This is a genomic window from Paenibacillus sp. FSL H8-0261, assembly GCF_045040645.1.
Taxonomy (GTDB): domain Bacteria; phylum Bacillota; class Bacilli; order Paenibacillales; family Paenibacillaceae; genus Paenibacillus_AQ.
Genome location: NZ_CP150297.1, coordinates 6707160 through 6730134 on the forward strand (window position 1 = coordinate 6707160; position 22975 = coordinate 6730134).

At 43.3% G+C, this 22975-nt stretch carries 12 protein-coding genes, 1 pseudogene and 1 riboswitch; of the genes and pseudogenes, 6 read left to right on the top strand and 7 right to left on the bottom strand.

The genetic code is table 11. The features are described from left to right. Window positions 1-106 precede the first annotated feature (106 nt). Complete coding sequence (locus MHI27_RS29900; protein WP_341051161.1) at window positions 107-1828, top strand: EAL domain-containing protein; 1722 nt, start codon at window positions 107-109, stop codon at window positions 1826-1828. A 48-nt stretch (window positions 1829-1876) separates the two neighbouring features. Next, window positions 1877-3532, top strand: coding sequence for a diguanylate cyclase (locus MHI27_RS29905; protein ID WP_149645573.1), 1656 nt, complete (start codon window positions 1877-1879; stop codon window positions 3530-3532). Between the two features lie 73 nt (window positions 3533-3605). Here the strand turns inward: MHI27_RS29905 and MHI27_RS29910 are convergent, their stop codons facing one another. Then, window positions 3606-3947 carry a zinc ribbon domain-containing protein YjdM gene (locus MHI27_RS29910; protein WP_042131582.1) on the bottom strand — a complete coding sequence of 114 codons (342 nt, stop codon included), beginning with the start codon at window positions 3945-3947 and terminating at the stop codon, window positions 3606-3608. Window positions 3948-4166: 219 nt separating this feature from the next. Between MHI27_RS29910 and MHI27_RS29915 the strand changes: the two genes are divergently transcribed. After that, on the top strand, window positions 4167-4505 hold the full coding sequence (locus tag MHI27_RS29915) for a DUF4234 domain-containing protein (protein ID WP_052404459.1): 339 nt from the start codon (window positions 4167-4169) through the stop codon (window positions 4503-4505). An 85-nt stretch (window positions 4506-4590) separates the two neighbouring features. Then, entirely contained in the window at window positions 4591-4896 is a 306-nt protein-coding gene (locus MHI27_RS29920; protein WP_256716193.1) for a DUF2752 domain-containing protein, read from the top strand. A 12-nt stretch (window positions 4897-4908) separates the two neighbouring features. Here the strand turns inward: MHI27_RS29920 and MHI27_RS29925 are convergent, their stop codons facing one another. Together MHI27_RS29925 and MHI27_RS29930 are read right to left on the bottom strand one after the other, a co-directional pair. Continuing rightward, window positions 4909-5562: a response regulator transcription factor gene (locus tag MHI27_RS29925; protein ID WP_042192856.1), complete on the bottom strand. Its 654-nt coding sequence runs from the start codon at window positions 5560-5562 to the stop codon at window positions 4909-4911. Continuing rightward, on the bottom strand, window positions 5559-10637 hold the full coding sequence (locus tag MHI27_RS29930) for an AAA family ATPase (RefSeq protein WP_405175274.1): 5079 nt from the start codon (window positions 10635-10637) through the stop codon (window positions 5559-5561). Before MHI27_RS29930 ends, MHI27_RS29925 begins: the two co-directional genes overlap by 4 nt. Window positions 10638-10840: 203 nt before the next feature. On the opposite strand from MHI27_RS29930, the gene MHI27_RS29935 reads away from it, so the two are divergent. Then, window positions 10841-12700 carry a patatin-like phospholipase family protein gene (locus MHI27_RS29935; RefSeq protein ID WP_405175275.1) on the top strand — a complete coding sequence of 620 codons (1860 nt, stop codon included), beginning with the start codon at window positions 10841-10843 and terminating at the stop codon, window positions 12698-12700. Window positions 12701-12798: 98 nt separating this feature from the next. Here the strand turns inward: MHI27_RS29935 and MHI27_RS29940 are convergent, their stop codons facing one another. Then, the gene (locus MHI27_RS29940; protein WP_405175276.1) at window positions 12799-13434 is read right to left on the bottom strand and encodes a response regulator; all 636 of its coding nucleotides are present in this window, start codon (window positions 13432-13434) and stop codon (window positions 12799-12801) included. A gap of 55 nt (window positions 13435-13489) precedes the next feature. After that, the gene (locus MHI27_RS29945) at window positions 13490-14038 is read right to left on the bottom strand and encodes a LemA family protein (RefSeq protein WP_405175277.1); all 549 of its coding nucleotides are present in this window, start codon (window positions 14036-14038) and stop codon (window positions 13490-13492) included. A gap of 236 nt (window positions 14039-14274) precedes the next feature. On the opposite strand from MHI27_RS29945, the pseudogene MHI27_RS29950 reads away from it, so the two are divergent. Continuing rightward, window positions 14275-16026: pseudogene (locus MHI27_RS29950) on the top strand (sulfatase-like hydrolase/transferase). Window positions 16027-16086: 60 nt separating this feature from the next. Here MHI27_RS29950 and MHI27_RS29955 read toward each other — a convergent pair. Together MHI27_RS29955 and MHI27_RS29960 are read right to left on the bottom strand one after the other, a co-directional pair. Next, on the bottom strand, window positions 16087-21900 hold the full coding sequence (locus MHI27_RS29955) for an NPCBM/NEW2 domain-containing protein (RefSeq protein WP_405175278.1): 5814 nt from the start codon (window positions 21898-21900) through the stop codon (window positions 16087-16089). Window positions 21901-22054: 154 nt separating this feature from the next. Next, a riboswitch (cyclic di-GMP riboswitch) is annotated at window positions 22055-22141 on the bottom strand. Window positions 22142-22298: 157 nt separating this feature from the next. Continuing rightward, window positions 22299-22871 carry a hypothetical protein gene (locus tag MHI27_RS29960; RefSeq protein ID WP_231573362.1) on the bottom strand — a complete coding sequence of 191 codons (573 nt, stop codon included), beginning with the start codon at window positions 22869-22871 and terminating at the stop codon, window positions 22299-22301. Between the last annotated feature and the right edge of the window lie 104 nt (window positions 22872-22975).

Genomic DNA, 22975 nt, shown 5'->3' on the forward strand with positions numbered 1-22975 from the left:
AAATTTGCATAACATCACTGACAAATAGAGGATTTTGATGAAATATGTTGAAATGATCTAAAACAAGTAGCTCTCATGCATCTCATGCTTGATATAGGAGGGACATATGCTTCAAAGAAATAAACACAAAAATTCCATATCCAAACAAACCTTCAATCCTGTTCGGGGCTCCTTAAAAATCGCCATAATATATTTTATTGTTGGGTGCTTATGGATCCCTTTAACAGATAAGGCCGTTTCCACTTTTACACGAGATCCGGAGTGGATAAGACTTATTAATATAATTAAAGGCTGGTTCTTTATCCTCATAACAGCTTTGCTTATCTTTGCATTAATTCTAGGTACTCTGAAACGGATTAAAAGGATCGAGAAGAAACTGGATCTTGCCTATAGGGATAGGGTGAGCGCCCACGAAAATCTAGAGGCCGCCTATGAGGAAATCACAGCTACGGAAGAAGAACTCAGACAGCAATATGATCAGCTCATTGAGAATCAAGAGAAGCTAGCCATGAATGAAGAAAGGATGCATTACCTGGCGTATCATGATCTATTAACCGGCTTGCCCAACAAATTAGCTTTTTATGAGAATGGGCCTCACATTTTGGAACTGAATAACATTGCAGCCTTAATGTTCATCGACATTGATTACTTCAAATATGTAAATGATACGATGGGCCATGAATTTGGTGACCGGCTAATTGTTAAGGTTAGTGAGAGATTGGTGTCCCTGGTTGGGAGTAGTGGGGAAGTGTATCGTTTCGCCGGGGATGAGTTCATCGTTCTTTTATATTCTATTGAGAACAGTCAGTGTATAACTAGTGTAGCCTCTCACATTATTGCCGGTTTTAAAGATGCGATTGAGATGGATGACAGTCTGCTACATGTTAGCCTAAGCATCGGAATCAGTGCTCACCCCGAACATGGAAGTAATATTATGGAACTCCTTAAATGCGCAGACATCGCTATGTATAAAGCCAAAGACGCTGGCAAGGGTCAAATTATTGTCTTTGATCAACCGCTCAATGATACCTTTACTGAGCGAATGAACATTGAGAAGCAGTTGTACAATGCTTTAGAGAAAAATGAGTTAGAGGTATTCTATCAACCCCAGATTGATCTGACTCAGAACAGGGTGACGGGACTAGAGGCTCTTATGCGCTGGAACAACCCTATACTAGGCATGGTCCCTCCGGATAAGTTTATCAAAATAGCAGAAGATTCCCACCTTATCATTCCTCTCGGGGCGTGGGTGCTCAGAACAGCCTGTGCCTTTTTAAAAAGTCTTCATGAGCAAGGATTATCACATCTGACGATGTCTGTTAATATTTCAATGCTGCAGCTACTGCAAAGCGACTTCAATGAGTTAGTTCTAGACACCTTGCAAGCCTCTGGACTAGATCCTGAATACTTAGAGCTGGAGATTACAGAGAGTGTTCTGGTTGAATCTTACGAATATGTGAGCAGTAAACTGACTGAACTCAGAGCTCACAACATCAAAATTGCCTTGGATGACTTTGGTACCGGTTATTCCTCCTTAAGCTATCTTACTCATATGCCGATCTCGACTTTAAAAATAGACAAGTCTTTCATTGATTCCATTCGAACAGGGACACATCAAGCCGTTCTTGTCGAACAAATTATTATGATTGGTAAACGCATGAATATGTGTGTTATTGCAGAAGGTGTGGAGCGAACTGTTCAACTCGATTACCTGCAGGAGCAAGGCTGCGATAAAATTCAAGGTTACTTGTTCAGTAAGCCACAGTCCGCACAGAGCGTAAAAGAGCTGCTAACCGAGTGGGAGAAGGTTTCGAGCTTAAATGAATAAAGATGAACCTATTTTTTTATATAAGAAGGTGTTACCGAATTGAATGTCATGACATGGATTGACTTATCATTATTCTTCGTTCTTTTCGTTCTATTCATCTACATATTTGTTACTGTAACAATCACTAACTTACATAAGGTTTACTTGACTTTCCATTTCACGATGATGTTATGGCCCTTCTGTCAATTTGCTCTCAAAACTACAGCGGATCCCGATGTTCAATTGTTTTATGTGAAGCTCGCTTTTATTGACTCGATACTGTTAACGATTGGATGGCTTCTTTTTACGATATTTCTCACTGGAAAATCATATCTCCTCCGAAAAAAGAAAACGCTGATCCTATACATTGTCGCAGCATTGATCTTAATTGGAGTGATCGTCAATCCAAAGCAAAGCTTTGTACTGCCAATGCATGGTGGATATGTTGAAAGATCTTATGGTCCGCTTTTTTGGCTGTTTATTCTCTTCTTGATCTGCACTATTATTATTTCTCTGTATATCATCTATTCAGCGCTTATATCGAACGCCACACAGCGGATCAAAAAACAGGTTACTCATGTACTCAAAGGTGTGCTGGTGCTGACTGTATTTGTATTACTGGATGTCTTTCTTAATGTGGTACTGTTTAAATCTCAGCCGGTGATTCCGGGGATGACCTCTCTGGGGATACTAATCTCTGCCATCTTTTTCGTCATTGCCATCCATCGTGATAAAATATTTGATCTCGTAACCATCGCTCATCAGGATATCATTGACACACTCACACTAGGTATTCTTGTACTGGATGATAACGAGACTGTGGTAGAGATCAATCGATCGCTTTTGCCAAAAATCAACCTACAGATCGGTGATCGCTTCGACTTATCGGCGCTAACCCCCCTGGAGCAGACTGCCAGCGCTTTCCGATTGTTTCAACATACATATCTTAAACAGCCCATGGAGAGAAGCGAAGTTGAAGTATTCTACACCTCGCTCCAAGCGTACATCAATATTACAGCGGAACCCATTGTCGTAGGCGAGATCATGGTTGGACGGATTCTCACCTTTCAGGATAGAAGCGAGCTGCATCGCCTCATTGCTGAGACTAATCAGCAGAACGAGATCCTGCAAGAGCGTAATCTGGCATTAATTGAAATCCAGAATGAGCTTTCTCAGACCAATCAAAAACTCAAGCAAATGGCCATAACCGACAGCTTAACAGGTTGTTATAACCGTCATTACTTAACACAGTACTTAGAACAAGAGATTATAGAAAATATGATATTGAAGCAGCCTTTTGCCATCATTCTACTGGATATCGACTTTTTCAAAACGGTGAATGACAATTACGGCCATTTAGTGGGCGATGTTGTAATTTGCAGCACGGTAGAGGTCATTAAGCAATCGCTAAGGGAGACGGATATTCTGGCACGCTATGGCGGGGAAGAGTTTATCGTCTATTTACCAAATACGAACCACACACAAGCAAACCTCTGGGCAGAGCATATCAAATTCATGATAGAGGCCAATAAAGTACATGTGGATGAGGTTGCTCATTCTGTATCCATCACTGTAAGCATGGGACTACTGTCCATTAATAATTTTGCAGAGCAGTATGCAGAAAGCCCGACCAATCAACTAAATGATTTATTCGAATCTGTGGACAAAGCTTTATATCAAGCCAAAAATGCAGGACGAAACCAAATTGTTGAAATCATAAGATGACACGCCTTTAAATATTACCTAAAAAAAGAAAGAATCAGCCCTACTTCTATCGAAGGTAAGCTGATTCTTTCTTTTATATCTTTTTAACAAATTCGGATTTTAATTTCATAGCCCCAAACCCATCAATTTTGCAATCAATATCATGATCTCCGTCCACTAAACGGATGTTTTTGACTTTGGTACCTATCTTCAGAACAGATGAGCTTCCTTTTACCTTAAGGTCTTTGATTACAGTTACTGAGTCGCCGTCGTTTAATACATTGCCATTGGCATCTTTGATAACCTTTTGATCTTCACTATTCTCAGACTCTGATTCTAATGTCCACTCGTGTGCACATTCCGGGCAGACTAGTAGACTTCCATCTTCATAAGTGTACTCAGAATTACATTTCGGGCAGTTCGGTAAATTAGACATTGTTTCATTTTCTCCAATCGTAGTTCAAATTCTAGCTGTCTTGCGGCTAATCTTTAAAAGTATATTTCATATTCATGAAGGAATCCACTATATCCAGATAGTAAGCTTGTTCCACGTTTCTTAAAAAAACAAACTACTAAATATTATCTTGTATATATTTTCACAATTGTCTATGATAATAATGTAAAATTTTCATATAAATACATAGGAGAGTGAACAATGATTAGTCAAAGGAGTGTCGCATTTTCCATTATACTGTCATTAATTACATGTGGAATATACGGAATATTTTGGTTTATTGTTCTAACGAATGACGTTGGAAAGCTAAGTGGAGACTACACATTCACAGGAGGAAAGCATTTTCTTCTAACATTGATTACTTGCGGGATATGGAGTCTGGTTTGGGCCTACCAGATCGGTAAACATGTTGCAGAAGCTCAAAGACAACGCGGCTATCTCGTATCCGATAATTCAGCTCTGTACGTGATCCTCACAATCTTTAGTTTTGGTATTGTCACATACGCTTTGGTGCAATCTGATGTTAACAAATTGGTATAATTTTACGATTCATAGAAGGACACACCCTAAACTATTTTGGAGTGTGTCCTTAAGTCTCCTTGGCTTACTGTATTTCACTGTATGGATGCCTTTAACCAATCTAGGTATACCTTGTCTATTTCATGAATGGACTGGATTTTATTGTCCGGGATGTGGAGTCACAAGAGTTATTCTATCCTTGTTAAAGTTCGACTTCGTTCAGGCGTTTAGATTTAACCCGTTGCTATTTATTCTAGCGCCTCTGTATATGTTGTACTTAATTACTGAAAAGAAACGTATCCAACCACTTAGCCATGGAATTATGGCTGTGATGTTGATCCTAACCGTTACATTTGGGGTACTGAGAAATTTTCCAATGTTTGATTACTTGGCCCCTACAGTAATTCGTTAGCATCAACTATGGTTACATAATAGCTTGAAGTCGCACAATCGCTTGAGCCCGGTCAACCACCTCTAATTTGCTATAAAGATTACTAATATAGTTACGGGCTGTCCCCTCCGCAATATGCAGTGTATCGGCAATTTCGCGATTGTTAAGTCCCCGGATAATGAGCTGCGCCAGCTCCTCTTCCCGTTCTGTCAGACTCATACGATCTACATTGGATCTTTGCCAATGTTCGTACTCCTCCGTCAATCTATTCATCCTGGTCGCCAATTTGGCTGCTACCGGAGCTGGCAGAATAAATTGCCCGGATATCGTATCACGGATCGAAGAAATCATTTTATCAGCATCCATATCCTTCAGCATATAGCCGCTTGCTCCAAATGCCATACCCTCAACAATATAATCGGTCTCTATAAAAGTGGTTAAAATCAGAATGAATATATCCGGACGAATCTGCTTGATCCGTTTTAGTGCACTGATCCCATTCATGATCGGCATTTGGACATCAAGCAGTACCAGATCGGGTTGGAATGCTTCCACCATCTCGCAGGCCTCTTCCCCGTTCTTGGCAGCGCCGACCACCTCCATATCATCCTCCAGATCCAGAATGGTACGAAGTCCTTCACGCGTCAACAATTGATCATCGGCAATTACAATCTTTATCTTACTCATTTTCTATTCCCAACCCTTCGCATTGGCAGATCGATTTCCAGTAGACATCCCTCATTCATTTCTGAATCAATGGATAAGCTACCTCCCAGTTGCTCCACCCGTTCTTTCATCGTCCTAAGTCCAAAACCCATCACTATATGACTATCTCCTGACCCACGATCTTTGAGCCTAAACTGTAAATTTGCTCCGACAGACTCCAGACTAAAATGAAACTCCGTACTCTTACCGTGTCTGATTCCGTTCGTTAGGCCCTCCTGCAAAGCATGATAGATGGCCTTTTTATAGGCTGTTGACATGGCCTCCGGCAGATCATAAATAATGGCATGGACGACAACGCCCGCATTACGTTCAGTATCGCGTATCAGTTGCTTCAACATGACCGTGAGGTCCGAATACTTATCCTCCTTCAGCATATGGACTGAGCCGCGAATTTCATTCAAGCTATGCCGAACAAGATCCTGTGCCTCAACCAATCGCTGAAAACCACTATCTATATCTTTTTTCTGAAGCAGCCGCTTGCCAGCTTCAATCTGCAGAATCGTCGATGTAAGTGTATGCCCAACAATATCATGAATCTCTTGGGCAATACGATTGCGTTCCTCAAAGACGGTAGCTTCGGCTAAAGCCGCAGATGTTTCTCGCATCGAACGCTCCAGACTACGAGTTCTTTCTACAACTTGGTCCTCTAGATTTTTTTTAAGATATTGGATTCCCGAATACAGCTTGGCGTTAGCGATTGAGATTGCGCATTGTGAACCAAGCAGCTTGAGCACATCGAGTCTACTTGGCGTAAATACACCCGGGGATAGGTTATTCTCCAAATAGAGCAAGCAAACCAATTTATTCTGATTCATGATAGGAAGACAAAGAACCGATTTCAGTCTATTCTTCCTAACGTAAACGTTACGCGTAAATATCCCCTCACTGAGCGCATCATGTAATACAACCTGCTCCTGTGTTCTTGCTGCATAGGCTATAATCGCTGCCGGAACAAGATCTGACTCTTCCCCGAGAGGAACAGATTCGATATGCTGAGCTTCTGAGGTACCATAAGCTTCAACCATCCATTTGCCATCATGATCAAAAATAACTGCCCCATATTCGGCCCCAGCATTGTGGAGCATGATCCGCATCAGCGTGGCCAATAATCGACTCATCTCCATCTCGCCCGATAAAGCTTGAGCAGACATAACTACAGAAAGGGAATCGACTCGATCGAGCCCGGGCTCCCGTTTAATATGCAGCAAATGGCTATGCTGCTGCTCAAGGTCAGCCGCTTTAGCCTTTGCGCCCCATTGCAGATAAGCCTCGTAGGCCTCAGTCATATAGATTCTTGCTAGATGTAATTTGCCATGACGAAGTCCATATTTGCCGTAGCATTCCGCCGCCATCGCTAGATCGTGAATATGGCCGTTGATACGAGCAGCCTCAATAGACTGCTCATACAAGGCTTCAGCTTGTCGTGGATCTCGCGATAGGCGAGTCAGCTCAGCCTTCATCAACAAATATTTATGCTCATAATTTTCCGGGCAACGCTTAGCAAACTTTTTCATTTTCTTCAGCCGACTGTGCATTTTTACCCGGTATACACGTTGCTCTTCAGCGTTATATTCCTCATACAACTGAGCCCAGACTAAACATTCATACACGGTCTGCATAGGACTGTCTAAGCCATCTTCACGTGATTTTATAATGGCAGCTGATTTCGCTAATGCCTCACTGGCTTCGCGGTACTCCCCAAATACATAACCTGTCAAATATCGGTGTATCCAGACCATTTCTTGTATAAAATTAAATGTATCTCCATGAACCGACTGTGCAAAATCAGGTTCGCTAATCTCTGCGATGTTAAATGGATCATCTAGTGAGCGATAACCTGTCAATCGAACTAGAGTAGCTGCAGCTATGATAGCCTGCTTACAGTGAAGACTGTTGTTATGGCGCAGCAAATCACCGGAATGAGCAATTAACCGATCATAGATATCACCTAACGGATGGCCAAATTGCAAAAGGGAGGCACAGTTGATTAGCACACTCTGGTTGCCTTTCCATAAGTCACCTGATTCCAGTCCCACTTTACCTGCTTTCTCGGTAAACATACGGAGCATAGTTGGATCATAATGCCGCCAGCTATCGTAGCACATTGCGAACGCAGCTAAGGTTGTCATATGCACTTTCGGATAGGGTTCCGATAAGCTGCACGCCAGCATGGCCCATTTAAATGTTTCTTCATCATTACGGAAGTAATAGTATTGAAACATTGCATAGCCTATGAATCCAATGGAAGCCTCCGGAGTCATCCCATAATCGAGCGTCAATTCAATCATGGTGAAGGAAGAAGCGAGCCACCCATCTCGGTTGACATAGAAGCAGGCATTGCTCGTATGATCTAAAGTGGTCATTGCGACTCTACGAGCCTCGTCGGTCATCGGCGGTAAAAGATTAAGCGATTCGAGTGAAACCTTCTGTAGTCTGCGCCGCAATCTTAACCATTGAAGCGTCAATTGAACATAGCTAGGATCAAATTGATGGCTCACTTTCAATAGCGATAATGTATGCCGACCTAAGGAGATAACCTCTTCATGGTTATCATTACTTGCTTCCAATTGAACCTTCATCGCGTAGATGTAAGCCTTATCCGTATTTGTCGCAGCCTTATGGATTAACAGATGAAATAATTCATTGGCCTTATCAAAATGTGAACATAAGTATTCGAGCTCGGCCCTCTCACGAAATACCCGGAAGGTTAGCCCATAACGCTCCTCCCAGCTCTGCTCCTCTAGTATTGCTGTTGCCTGAAGCATATATTGTAAGGCTGTCTCATGTGCAGTCGTTTGCTTCGCTTTTATCCCTGCCTGTAAGTTCAGCTCTACCAGTTGAAGCCTCTGTTCGGGGCGATCTATCCATGTAAGCGCCTGGTTGAAATGATGGACCGCTTCAAATAGAATCGTTCCTTCACTAAGAGAGCTGCGGCCTAGCAATAGCATGCCAATCCTCCAATGTAGCTCTGGGCGCACCTCTTCGGGAACAAGAGCATAAGCCGCCCGATGAATGCGGTTGTGCTGGAATTTAAAATGCGTATATTCCTCCCCGTTAACAGGTTGTAGCACACGTCCATTTACAGCGACTTCCAACGCTTCGGTCAATGTCTCTACCGGAATCTCCGTAATTTCGGCAAGCGTACCCACATCAAATATGCTGCCCAGTAATGCAGCTCTACTAAGTGCATACACCGTCTGATCAGGAAATTGCTGTAACTTACTTGAAAGATAGGCTGCTGCATTATCAGGAACATTCAATTCAGTAATGCGCTGGAGGTCCCATTTCCAGCTTCGAAGATCCTCGTCAAATTCCACTCGCTGATCATCAATCAAATCCTGAAGGAATTGCTTAATAAATAGTGGATTCCCATCTGTCTTATGCAGAAGTACCCGCGCTAACTCGTCCAAGTCAGCAGCCTCGTAACGCATAACATCCAGTAGCAGTTGTTTTAAATCGGTGAGGTCAAGCGCTTGTAGAGATATTCTACTCATCACTACGTTACGGTCTATCAAATGCTTTTCCAGCCTACTGAGTGGGTGCAGCCTCGTGATTTCCCGATCACGATAGGAAAGAACGATTAGCAGATGACTCGTGGCCGTGTCCTCTATAAGCGAAGTGAGATATTGCAGCGATGTTTCATCCGCCCATTGCAGATTGTCCAATATCAAGATCAAAGGATGATCTTCATGGGGAAAGAGTTGAATAAATCGGCTCATAATTAATTGAAATCGATGCTGAGCTTCCAGCGGCGGCAACGGAGGCACGGAAGGTTGGGGGCCAATCAAGAGCTCAAGCTTAGGGACAAGTTCGATCAATAATTGCCCGTAACTGTCCACTGCCTGTAAAATACGCAGCTTCCAAACCTCCACCTGCAGCTTCGTTTCCATCAGCAGTTGACTGACCAATTCTTCTATAACTTGATGCCAGATGCCATAAGGGAGTGAGGTATGTAGAGATTCGAATTTGCCTCTGGCGAAAAAACCATCCAAAGAAATCGAATTTCTAAGCGTTTCTTTTAGAAAGGTTGTTTTGCCGATACCACTCTCACCACTAAGCCAGACCGTCTTTACAGCACCTTGTGATGCTCGTTTCAGTGCTTCTCGTAAGCTTAGTTTCTCAAAATGTCTTCCGTAGAATCGTTCCGATACCATCCAGCGTTCCGGAATATCCCAGCCTCCTAATAGGAAGGGCTCGATGTACCCGTATTGTTGTAGGTGGGTTAGACATTCCTCAAGATCCGACTTGATTCCAAAGGCGCTGGCATATCTCGCATCAGGCATTTTCTCCATGCATTTAGCAACAATGTCAGAGACAGTTAGAGGAATAGTGGGAAACCTGCGATGTAAAGGCTCAGGTGTATCTGCAAGATGACGGTATACAATATCAACAACATCATGAAGCTCAAAGGGGCGACTGCCTGAGAGACATTCATACATAATGACTCCAAGCGAATAAAAGTCAGAACGATAGTCCGGGTTCAACCCAGTTCGACCCGTTTGCTCTGGCGATATATAAGGAAGCAAGGCATCCGGCCGCCCGTTTAAAGATGACAATGGACTGGTATTATTTTCAGTAGAGCACATTCGTATATCAATAAATTTCACTTCAAAAGTAATTGGATTGACGATTAGATGAGCGGGGGTCAGTTCATTTAGTGTTATTTTTTCACGATGAATTTGCATAAGGCAATCAGCAACAGCGATGGCGATCCGAAGCAGCACTGGAAGCTCCAGTGAATCAGGTGTACGCAGTATCTGATCCAGCGTACTCCCCTCTATATCTTTTAGGAGAAGGACTGGCCGATCCGGCGTGATTTCCAGGCTATATGCCTCGATTGCTCCACGACCGCTAAGTCGCTTAAGCATGTCATACTCATGACGAAAAGCATCAACCATAGTAGATCCCGGGTACTCGCCTGTAGTTGTCTTGGCAATAACCCTAAGGCCATCTTCTTGACGTAGGAGTCTGTACAGCCTGATATCTGAGGTAGTCTCTATCAGATCTAAAGTTTGGTATCCTTGCAACTCAAACATTAACAGCACTCCCTAGTTACAATTAGGTAGACAGAATAAGCAATCTCGCAAAGCAATTATACTCATTATATCATCTGATCTCGCCATAGAATCCTATGTTGTAATTAACTTTGTCATCTATTTTGTCATATGACATCTATAAAATTGCATTGTGATAATATAGGAAAAAATACTCAATCATCCCTACATAAGGAGGATTCAAATTGCATCTTTCCTACATAGACTACCCTATGCTTGAGCACCTGTCCGATGAAGAATTACAGCATTTAGCTCCAGAAATGCAAGAAGAACATTATGAACCCGGCAAGCTTATCATGAAAAAGGGCGAGGTCAGCCAGCGGGTTTATATTTTGGTATCCGGTCAGGTACAAGTATTTATTAGTACGGAAATAAAGGTAGAATTGGCTATACTCTCGAAAGGCCAGTTCTTCGGGGAAATGTCCTGTCTTACCGGAGACCCCATCAGCGCACATGTAGAAGCGATCGATAACGTTCATGTAATATCCGTATCCAGAAATGGCATGCTGCTGTTGATGGAGAAAAATCGCGAGTTCCGGAGCCAGATCATCGAATCCATGATCAAGAGAATCCAAAATTCCAACGAACGTGTACTGGAAGAGCACTCAAAAAGTCAGATCATCATGAAGCTTCATGAATCCGAGGAACAAGAGCGTTATGGTGAACTGATCGGAGAAAGCGCCGAAATGCGCACACTTCTCAGGTCGATTGAACATCTGTCGACGGAGCGGGTCCATGTTGTCGTGATAGGTGAATCTGGTACAGGGAAGGTAAATGTAGCAAGAGCACTTCATTACCGAGCAACGAACGGACAATACCCGCTACTGGTGTTAAATGTAGCAGACATGAGCCTCGTTGATTGGGAGACCAAGGTTATTGCGGCAAAAGGAGGAACCATTGTCATCGAGGAAGCAGAATCCTGTCCTTCTGAGAAGCTACTACAGCTGCTGGAGACAGCTGCACAGATTCGAATCATCCTGACTAGCACTTGTCCCTTGAAGATTGTTTCCCACTTAGCGGTCTTGCCTGTGCCTCCTCTTCGTGAGCGAACTGAAGATATACCGCTACTTGCGCAATACTTTCTAGAGAAAGAAGGAGCGGGCAATGCGCGAGAGGTCCTCTCTCAAGATGCCCTGAGCATGCTGTCCCTGTTCCCTTACCTCGACAATAATGTAGAGGAATTACGAAATATCGTGAGGGAAGCCTATATTCGGAGCGAAGGACGTATGATCTACAGTCACCATCTCCGCTTCGGCCGAGTCCGTAAAGTAGGAGACCGCCCCGTTATTGGTCTGGCGTTAGGAAGCGGTGCAGCCAGAGGCATGGCTCACCTTGGGGTGTTAAACATTCTGGAGCAGGAGGGCATTCCCATAGACATGATCGCAGGAACAAGCGTTGGATCTATGGTCGGAGGAGCCTATGCAGCCGGAATGTCTGTAAAAGAATGTATGAAGGTTCTTTCTACGATCAGTTGGGGACAACTGGTGCGTCCAACCTTCCCTATGCGGTCCCTTGTTCATAACGCGCCCATTATCAGCTTTATCGAAAAGCATGTCGGTAAGCGTCTAATTGAGGAGCTGCCGATACCCTTTGGCGCGATAGCCTCAGACGTCTCCACCGGTGAGGCTCATATCATGAGGACGGGTTCGCTTGCACATGCCATTGCCGCAAGTACAGCCGTTCCCGTAGCCATGCGACCTGTCAACTATCAAGGAAAGCACTTAGCCGATGGAGCCATTGTTCATCCTGTGCCAGCTGCGCTAGTAAGAAGCATGGGAGCTGATATTGTGATAGCAGTTAACGTTTGCCCTGAATCCTTCACGAAGGGAGCAGCCAGACATCTAATAGATTCCTTAATGAATACGATTGACATCATGAGCGCAAAGCTGATAAAGGAAGAGCTGCAATTAGCGGATGTAATCTTGCGTCCCGATCTTGGCTTCAATCAAATCAGCTTTAAGGATGCGGACGATTACATAGCCGCCGGAGAAGTGGTAACAAGAGAAGCGATTACCCAAATCCGCCAAAAAATAGCCGCTTCCTAAATACATTGCATACAAAAAAAGAAAAATTCAGGAGGTGTCCCAAGAGCTATGAACTGCTACTGGTACACCTCCTTGTATTTAATGCTAATGTTATATTTCTACTCATAACACATTTCATATTTCGTTAGCCCTATCGCGTTTGCGTACAATGCTGCCTGTGTCCGATCATTAACCTGCAGCTTCGCTAAAATCTGGCTGACATGCTTCTTCACCGTAAATTCACTGATATATAGACGTGTAGCAATCGTTCTGTTGCAAGCACCTTGTCCAAGTTCAATCAGTACTTCCTTCTCTTTCGGTGTTAATTCATCCGTCGGACTGCTGCCGCTAATACGCATCTTTTCTTCCATTAGACCAGGATCATAGTACTTTCTCCCTTTATGCACCAACTGGATAGCAAAAAGTAACTCCTCCGGCAGTGCCTCTTTTAGGACATATCCATCTACTAGTACTTCTTCAGCCCTCAAAAAATCCTCTCTGCTCGCAGAGGAAGTCAACAGAATGAACTTACTAACCATGCCGCGAGCACGTGCTGTCTTAATGACATCCAAGCCCGATTCATCAACAAGCTTAAGATCAATGAGAACAATATCTGGCTTTGTCGCTTCAATCACATCAAATGCTTCTTGACCATTCGTAGCTTCACCAGCGAATTGCACACCTGGCTGCATTGAAATGACAGATGCCAGCCCTCTTCTAACTAAAGGATGATCATCCACAATAACGATTTTCATAGAAAAGCCTCCCTCTAAATCTCATGACAATCTTAATTCTCTATATCAAGTCCACTTAGGATACCGTCCAATTAACGTCTGCCCGTTTGGCCCCTTCCATCTTGAGCAGGAATTCCGACTTAAATCCAATAGCCCCTGCAAATAAAAAATTAGGAAAAGTACTTATCATCGAATTATAGCTTGTCACATTTTCGTTATAGATACGTCTACTAGCAGATAGATTTTCCTCTAAAATATTAATCCTTTGTTGCAATTTGATATACGGATCGCTGACCTTAAGCTCTGGATAATAGTCTGCCTGAACATTGATCGAATGAAGATACTTTTCCATTTCCACATATCTAGTCAGCTTCTCAACCGGAGAATGATGATCACTTAAACCCGCACCTATTCTATGTACTAACGCCAATATTTCGTGTTCATGTGCGGCATAAGCAATAACCATCTCCGCAACTTCAGTTAAGGCCTCAAACCGATTTTGTAAATAAACTTCTATAGTAGAAAAAGATTCTTTTACAAGATTACGCATGCTAAACAATCGAATGTAAGCAGCTATTAAATAAGCTCCAATTGTAAAAGCGATGACCAATCCGATTCCTAACATCTACATCACCTCTTGTGTATTTAATTGAATAGGCTGGAAGAGTTGGACCATCTGATTCATTATAATTAAAAGACTTGTCTGGTTATAGTGAGCGTTGTCATCACTTCTGTCATATTACAAAATGGATAATTTTATAATATAAGTATGTAAAAGGAGTTTTATTGGAGTGCTACTGTTTCCACGGTTTCCCACATAATCTAAGGCAACAACCTAATTAACCAAGGATGTGTATGCCCATGAGCAGTGCAGCAGAATCATCACGCTATTTAGAGAGACCCAATTTTCTTGTAATTCTCGTAGATGAGGAGCGATATGCCCCCATATATGAACATCCCGAAATCAGAGAATGGCGACGTCAGAATCTAGTCACACAGCAATTATTAAAATGCCATAGCCTTGAGTTCCACAGACACTACATTGGAACTACCGCTTGCTGCCCCAGCCGGGCAACGCTGTTTACAGGTCATTATCCATCGCTCCATGGTGTCAGTCAGACCGTAGGAATTGCCAAAGAATCCTTTGATTCCAATATGTTTTGGCTGGATAGGAACACTGTACCTACAATGGGTTACTACTTCCGGTAAGCCGGTTACCAGACCCACTATAAAGGGAAGTGGCATATCTCCAATGAGGATATTATCATTCCCGGTACCCACGACAGCTTGCCCAGCTATAATTCGGTGACAGGCGTCCCTGACAGACATCTTGAAGAAGTTTATTTACGAGCGAATCGCTTAGATAACTTTGGGTTCTCTGGTTGGGTGGGACCTGATCCGATTGGAAAAAATCCGCGAAACTCTGCTTCCTCAGCCGCGATCGGATTAAGTGGACGCGACGAGGTGTACGGTGCAGAAACTGTGGAACTCATTCAAGCGCTGGATCGCCAAAAAAACCAGGATAAAAATACGCCTCCCTGGCTTCTCGTCTCTTCCCTTGTAAATCCACATGATATTGTTCTATACGGAGCCCTCACTGCACATTTACCTAATTTTAGGTTTGAGGTCGAGCCTATGCCTGCAGTTGCTCCCTCTCCGACGCAAAATGAATCATTAGCTACCAAGCCGCGCTGCCAAGCCAGCTACCGGGACCTCTATCCAAAAGCCTTGCAGCCTATTATTGACCAGCCTTTTTATCGCCAACTGTATTATCAACTTCAAAAAAACGCTGACCTTCAAATGCGAAAGATCTTCGAGACTCTAACTCGCTCTTCTTTCTATGACAATACCATCGTCATCTTTACCTCGGATCATGGAGATTTATTAGGGGCTCATGGAGATCTTCATCAAAAATGGTACTCTGCCTACGAAGAATTTCTGCATGTCCCTTTTCTCATCCATAATAGACGCTTATTTCCCAAATCTCAGGATACCCATGCCCTAACAAGTCATGTAGATCTGATTCCTACGATGCTAGGGCTTGCGAATGTGAACATCACAGACCTTCAAAGCCGTATGCACAATAGGTACAGTGATGCCCGCCCTTTTGTAGGCCGCAATCTTGCACCTCAAATCCTTGGACACAGCCCATCTGCAATCGTCGATGCGCCCGTCTATTTCATGACCGACGATGATGTTACACGCGGCCAGCATCAAACCAGTCCCTTGGGAAAACCGTATTCGTCTGTCGTTCAGCCGAACCACATTGAGACGGTTCTAACGTATCTTCAAAGAAATGGTCGGAAAGAGCTGTGGAAGTTCTCGCGTTATTTCGATAATCCTCAATTTTGGAGCCAGCCCGGAGTTCAGGATGTCACACTTCAGCCTGTGGAGGGAAAACCCGGTGAATGGTCCACAAGGGTTAAGACAGAACCCGTACCTGAGGAATATGAGCTGTACAATTTAACAGAAGATCCTTTGGAGGCATATAACCTTGCACACCCCACCCTGACAACACAGCAGAGCAGAAGTATTCAGCAATGGATGAAACGTCTACTTGAAGAGCAACGGAGCCAAAAGCGCTTAACACCAACCCAAACAACTACTATATAAAAACAGGCGAATCATGGTTGGATATACCACAATTCGCCTGTTTTTTTCTGCCTATGGGATTTAATTGTTATCAATAAAAGAAATTAATTGCACGAGATTACCTGCGACTTGGTAAGTTAACCCCAGCATGTAAGTTCCCTTCTCCTCGTTCGATAGGTCTATAGTGAACACATCAGGATTAGCTGCCCATTCATTCATATCAAACATGATTTCTTTAGATGTTCCAGTGTTTCTGACCCCTGCTGAATTAGGGATCACTTTACTGCCATCGAGCCCTTTCACCGGATTGGTCCATTCAACCACAGGTCCCTTTAATCCTCCCACCTCTACCACTTGAGGGTCAGCCAATAAGCTCGTTAGTTTAGTTAACCCTTGTAGTGGGGAGAAATCAGTGATTTCATTTCCAGTAATATCAAGTGTCTCTAGGTTCTTAGCATACTGTAGACCTTCCAAGGATCTAGCTCTTCCGGTCTCGCTCGTTAACGTTGTAAGGTTATACATATCCCCTAGCGTTAGTTCTCCAGTTACGCCTAACGTAGTCTTGATCGAAGCACTTAAATATTTGTCCGCAATGGTAATGACTTGCGTAAGGTCTATTTCGGTCAGACCTTCTGTTGCTTGTTGTAACGCTGCTGAGGCTGCATCTATTTCACTTTGTGTGACAGAAGGATTAGTCAAAGCCGCTTCTGCACTCGAAAGGCTTGCCGTAAATGCCGCAATACTCTCAGCCGTGAAGCCTTCTAGAGAAATTGCTTTTGCCGCCGCAATGGCTTGCTCCAGATCTCCAGTGAATAGGTGATCTCCATTCGCAAAATGTAGTTTGGTTCCTCCCCATGTAGCATGGTCAGATCCGTTGCCATTTCCGCCGTCTGTAACGACTAATTTCAGCTCTTTAGCTCCGTTAATATCCAATTCGATAAACTTCTGCGGATCTCTGGAGCCCATAACCCCACTATCGAATTTCTTCTCTCCATCGACAAACACTTCAAAGCTCACCGAACCGACCGTACCATACATTTGTCGATCTACACCCACATAGGAAGTGAAGTAGTCCGCGTTTTTATCGCTTAGAACGTATACAATCGTCGAGTTAGAGTGTGCTCCAATCCCTCTCTCGTAGGACACTACTTGATTGCTCTCATCGGTTAATCTCAGCGTATTGGCACTAATAGATTTATCCTTCAAAGGTGCGGTATAGCTGTTCTGAGTAGAATTCCAGTCGTAATCCGTTAGATACGTAAAGTCTGTCATATCGACCACGGCAATCGTTCTAGTCTTTGTCGTCATATTCCCATCACTATCGGTTACAGTGTACGTGATCGGATACTTTCCAGCTCTGTTAAATTTAACTTGATCTTCACCCGTAACCCTTACTTGTGCCGTCAAGTCACCATCTTCTGAATCTGTTGCCGAATAGTCTGCACCTACTGCTATCGCTTGGCCCACTTTGGTAGATACTGATTTAGCTATGGTAAGCTCCGGGGTACTGTTCAGAATTATAAACTTCGCATCAGCGAAATCACCGTGATCTGATGCATTTCCGTTGCCTGCATTGTCTAATACCAATTTCAATTCACTTACACCCTTCACAGGGATTCGAGCTAGTTTGGCTTCCGTGCCAAATTTCATCAGTCCGCTGTTATACACTTCTACCCCATCGGCGAAAATTTTGAAGATCACACTAGAGTTGTTTTGCTCCGGGATATTTCTATCAACCCCTACAAACGTTTCAAAATATTCATAGTTTGCGCCCGCTAGATTATATACAATCTCAGAGTTAGCATGCGTTCCTAAGCCCTTAGCGAACTCTTTGGTTACGCCATTTACAAGTAGTTTAATCGGATTGTTAGAACTTGCCTTATCCTTACGAACAACATTATAATCCGTTCTTGCCGACTGCCAAGCTGTATCACTCAAGTATTTACTAGCGCTATACACAACGATTGTTCTGGTCTGCACAGCTGTATTCCCATCCCGGTCTGTAACTGACAGTTCGACGTTGTAAGTGCCTGTTTTACTTGAAGTAAAACCATTCGGACTTACTTCAACGGCTCCAATCAAGTTACCATCTTCCTTATCAAGGACTGTAACATCGGTCAAAACATCAAATTCACTGTTCAGCTTAATAAACGTTGTCTCTTCAGGCACTGTGATAGTAGGCTTGCTTGAAGTATTCGTAAACTTCGCATCCGCCCATACCGTATGATCTGAAGCATTGCCGTCTGTAGCATCTGTGGTAACCAGCTTCACTTCGCGCGCGCCTGTCACAGGTATTTTCACAAATTCATGCTCTGTCCCTGCCCGGAAAACATCGCTCCCGAATTTCTTCTTTCCATCTACATATACTTCAAAGGTTGCAGAGGATGGCTTTCCTTTCATCGCTTGATCGATCCCGATGTAGCTTTCAAAGAAGTCATAACCTTTACTCTCAATATCATAAATAACTTCAGAGTTCGCATGTACACCGATTCCCTTGGTATAGGTCGCAGCTAACCCTTGTCGAACAAGGGTGATGATTCCACCAGAAACGGCTTTGTCTTTCTTTAATTCACCCCAACCAACAACGACTGACTTGGCATTAAGATCCGAAAGATAAGTATAGTCACTCGTTACCGTAACCAGTGTAGTTTTGGTTTCTGTAACCCCTTCATTCTTCACTTCATATACCACTTCGTAGTCGCCTTTTTGCGTTACATCAACGGTATTTGCTTTCAGGGTGACATTAGCAGTAATATCGTTTCCTTGGTAGTTAGTCGCTTTTACATAGTTCATCGGATCAAAGGCTTGATTAAGCTTTAACGTGATTTGATCTTCAACAGATAACGCTGGCTTGAAGGCTTTAACCTGTACCGGCTTCAGTGGGCTCAGCTTCTTATCATAACCAACAATCTTGTACGTATAATTGATGCTGCTATCTACATTCGTGTCCACGAACTGGTCAGTCCCTGTAAACCCTACTAACTTATCGTCTCTATACACTTCATATCCTAAGAAATCTTTTTTAAGATCCTTATCCATACTGAAGCTTAAGGTGTTTGATTTAGCAGTAGCGTTAGGCGTGATATTAACCTTTATCGCAACATTCTTATCTGCTATTCCTGTTCCCTCATAATGAACCACTGAATTGTTTAAATACCAGAGCTTTTTCGGTGCTGGGTATTTAGCTAACTTCTCTTTCGTTTCAGGATTCACAGTGAAGCCATGTCTGGTAAAATAGCTACTTAAGTCTAACCCCAGCACTTCAGAGGAGAACTCCACCAAATACTGCTGCTTGGAATTGTCGCCGTTCGGAAGGGAGACCTTCCGCTCGCGGTACAGCTTGGTCAGTTCTGTCCAGTAACCCGGATGCGCCAATTCTAACTGCCAATAGGCACCGAGCTGTGCAAATAAGCCCTGCTGATTCATAACCACTTTATTTTCTTCGATTACATATTTATAAATATCACTTTCAAAAGGAATACGAGTATCCATCGAGTCCGCATAGACTGACATCAGCATAGACACCATATTATTCGTTACTTCACCATATTCTCGTTCACCCATCGCCAAGCGATGCCCTATTTCATGATTCAATCCCCAGCCTGGATAGACTTTGTTAAAATCACCTAACATCGTCCCTACGGTCCCAATTTGTATCCCGGTATGATCTCCCGCTGCATACATCGCACCATAAGGCTGCATCAATCGGATGTTCTCACGAATTAGCTTCGCATCATGAATCACACTACTGCCATCCAAGCCATAGAAGTCAAAGATCGTCTTCATCCAAGTATCATAGCCGGTGACGGTACCCAGCGGGTCATTTCCTTGCGTAATAAACTTGTTATAAGCTTCTGTCGCAGTTCCTGTGAAAATAACATGATCGCTGACCATTTCCACCACATCGATGAGCTCGCGATCTTGAACATTTGGATGCGCTGCCTTATCTTCATCTAATTTTTGTTTATAGGTGGTTAAGAAGGCTTTAAATTGTTCAGGATCTGTAGTCCTGGTCATCATAGGGATCTTGGTAAGCCCCTCGAACCGGATCATAGGTGCTTTACCTTGTTCCTCTGCTGTATATGGATTGACGATATACACTGTACCGCCTTTAGTCACTTCATGTGCATAATAACTATTCGTAGCAAATTCAGGAACGGTTATAATATTCTTACCTGGACGCAATTGCACACCTCTAGCCCAAACATTCCAAGCGGCCTCTTGTTGAGAAAAGACTAAAAAAGGTAGTTTATCGCTCGAAGCTGCGTCCACATAAACGTTGATCGTATCTCCAGGCATTGCAACGAGACCTGTAGGCTGGTTGTTCGTACCGAAACCAATTCTCAGGTTTTCCTGCGCATGCTTTTTCATATCTCCACGTTGTTCCGCCTCAATGATGGTGCCTTCAGTTTGAACTTCACCATTCACTAGCTTCTTAGCTAAATCCAAAGAATCTTTCAGGATTGGATAGAGCGGATGTACTTTTGCCGCTTCTTCTAATTCATTGATTGCTTCGACGCTATTATAAGCAGGAACAACCGCACTCATCGTGCCATCTGTGAAAATACCATTTACAGCTTCGCTTACTTTATCCTCTGTATAAAATCTAAATTCAGCCGCAAAAGGTCTGTTGATATTGGCTTTTGTGAACTTGAATTTCAATCTTTTAAACTTCGTAGGTTCGAATTTAAACTCCAGAAAATCATTCGTACTAGTCGCGGTTCCGCTAGATACGAGCTGGAAGGTTTCTCCCTTACTTGTTTCTGATGCATAAATTTCAAAAGCCTCTGGGAAGCCTTTGCGGTTATCTCTAGCCAGGAAAGCCACTCTATCTAGTATTTTCGCTTGCGCTAACTCAAACACAACTTCATTCGTGAAGCTGTCATCATTGTTTTTGTTCGTTTCCCAGTGTGTATTCGGCTGGTCATCGAGCATGTATTCCGGTTTCGTACCTGGATAGCTCCCACCGTTCACCGTTACTTTTGATACATTAGAGTTAGGCATTCTATAAGCTTCGCTATAGGCATTTTCATATGCTGTACCATAGCCTTTTAGCTTCGAAACCTTAGCCGCTGTTGCCTCTATTTGATGATTCTCCAGAAGTACTTTTGCATTCTCTATATCTGCTTGAAACTGCGCGTACAGTGGATGTGTCTGCACTTCTTGTTCTAAAGTCGTTAATTTCTCCACCGTATTAAATGCTGCGCTAACTTGACTCAAGGTATCATCTGTAAATAAATTTTTCATTTTAGCGGATACGGTATCTTCTTTGTAAAAAGAAAACTCAGCTGCACTCGCCCAATCTTGGTTAGCTTTTTTGAAGACAAATTTAAGTCTCTTGAAGGCTGTGGGTGCAAACTCAATCTCTACTACGTCACCTGCTCCGCCTTTATATTCTCCAGAGGATACTAGCGTATAATCGCCTGCATCCGTAGTTGAACCATAAATATCAAATTCCTGAGCAAACCCCTTCCCCTTTGCACTGGATTGTCTTGCAGCATATACGATTCTATTTAATTCAGTGGACTCATTGAAAACAAAGACAACCTCATTCGTAAACGTTGAACTATTCGGTTTACCCGTTTCCCAATGCGTACTCATATCGCCATCCATAGCCTTAGCTATAGGTGAACCTGAGTAGTTACCACCGTTATTGGTAATGGATTTAATATTCGCAGGATTCATTCTAAAAACATCATTATAAGCGCCTAGGATAGCCTTGCCGTACAGATCAAACGGAATAACTGACGCATTGCTTAATAGGTCAGCCTTGCTTTGTACTACAGTGTTTACTACACTTACCTTGCTTACATCACTTGCTAAAGCATAACCTGCCTCACTCGAAAAACTAGCTAACATGGCTGCTGATGTAGCGATCGCAATCATTTTTTTCATCTTTTCTACCCCCCAGATGTAATATGAATCTCTTCCGTGCCTAAAAATAGGCACAAAAAAAACTACCCCAAAAGAGTAGCTTGATTGCGTATAAAGTCGCATAAAAACTAAGACTTAATTTTTATTAAACTTTAACAAAAAGCGTAATACACTCTTTGGCAGCTGGCTGACAATAGTTATGATAACCTTAGTCCCTATAGCTTTGCGTCCCTACATTTCCATAGGTTTGCCTATGAAGTTTCGAATACATTACAAAGAGTAACATAACGCTACATCTGATCGCATGATTAATTGGTATGAAATCCGAATAGGTAATTGCAATTACTTTTTATATCGTGATAGATATTCTTTATCGAGTATCCCGAAAGAGAGAGGAAACTTTAGGACTGGAGGTCTACTTAACTCCCCGCACCAAACAAACGCCGGAACCAATTCCACACATCGCCCGTGATGGGAATTAACCCGAAGCCATGCTCGCCAACTGCGATTAGACCATATGCCCATTGGCCAATAGCTACTGCTCCCCCAGCAATCCGTCCTATGGCTACCGCCCCAAATGCCGTATCACCTATGGCGACAGCTCCCAACGCTTTTTCGGCTATCGCGATCGCTCCTACAGCCACTCCTGCAATGGCAATCGCCCCAGCTGCGAAGCCAAGCCAGCTAATTGCTATCGCTCCAAGGGCTAACCACATTCCTAGTGATATTGCACCCACGGATAGAACCCCTACGCTTATCGCACCTATGGAAATCAAGCCTACAGCTACATCTCCAATAGCAATTAATCCAACAGCTGTCTTCACTTGTGGCTTGCTTCCGTGACCATACCCCTGACCTGAGTATCGACCCAAATTGCTGCGAATACTTACCACCGGAAATGATGGAGACGGCCATTGATAATCAATTTCTCGTCCACCTAACCCTCTAGAATCCGCCCAGTGTGTGATGTACTTATGCCATTTCATATCCATCCCGTCCCCCTTCTCAATTACCTTAATTATACAACCCCGGGGGTTGGCTGTACTCAGACTCTGACCTGAAATTCATCTCATCCTCTAGACGGAGTTATACTCAT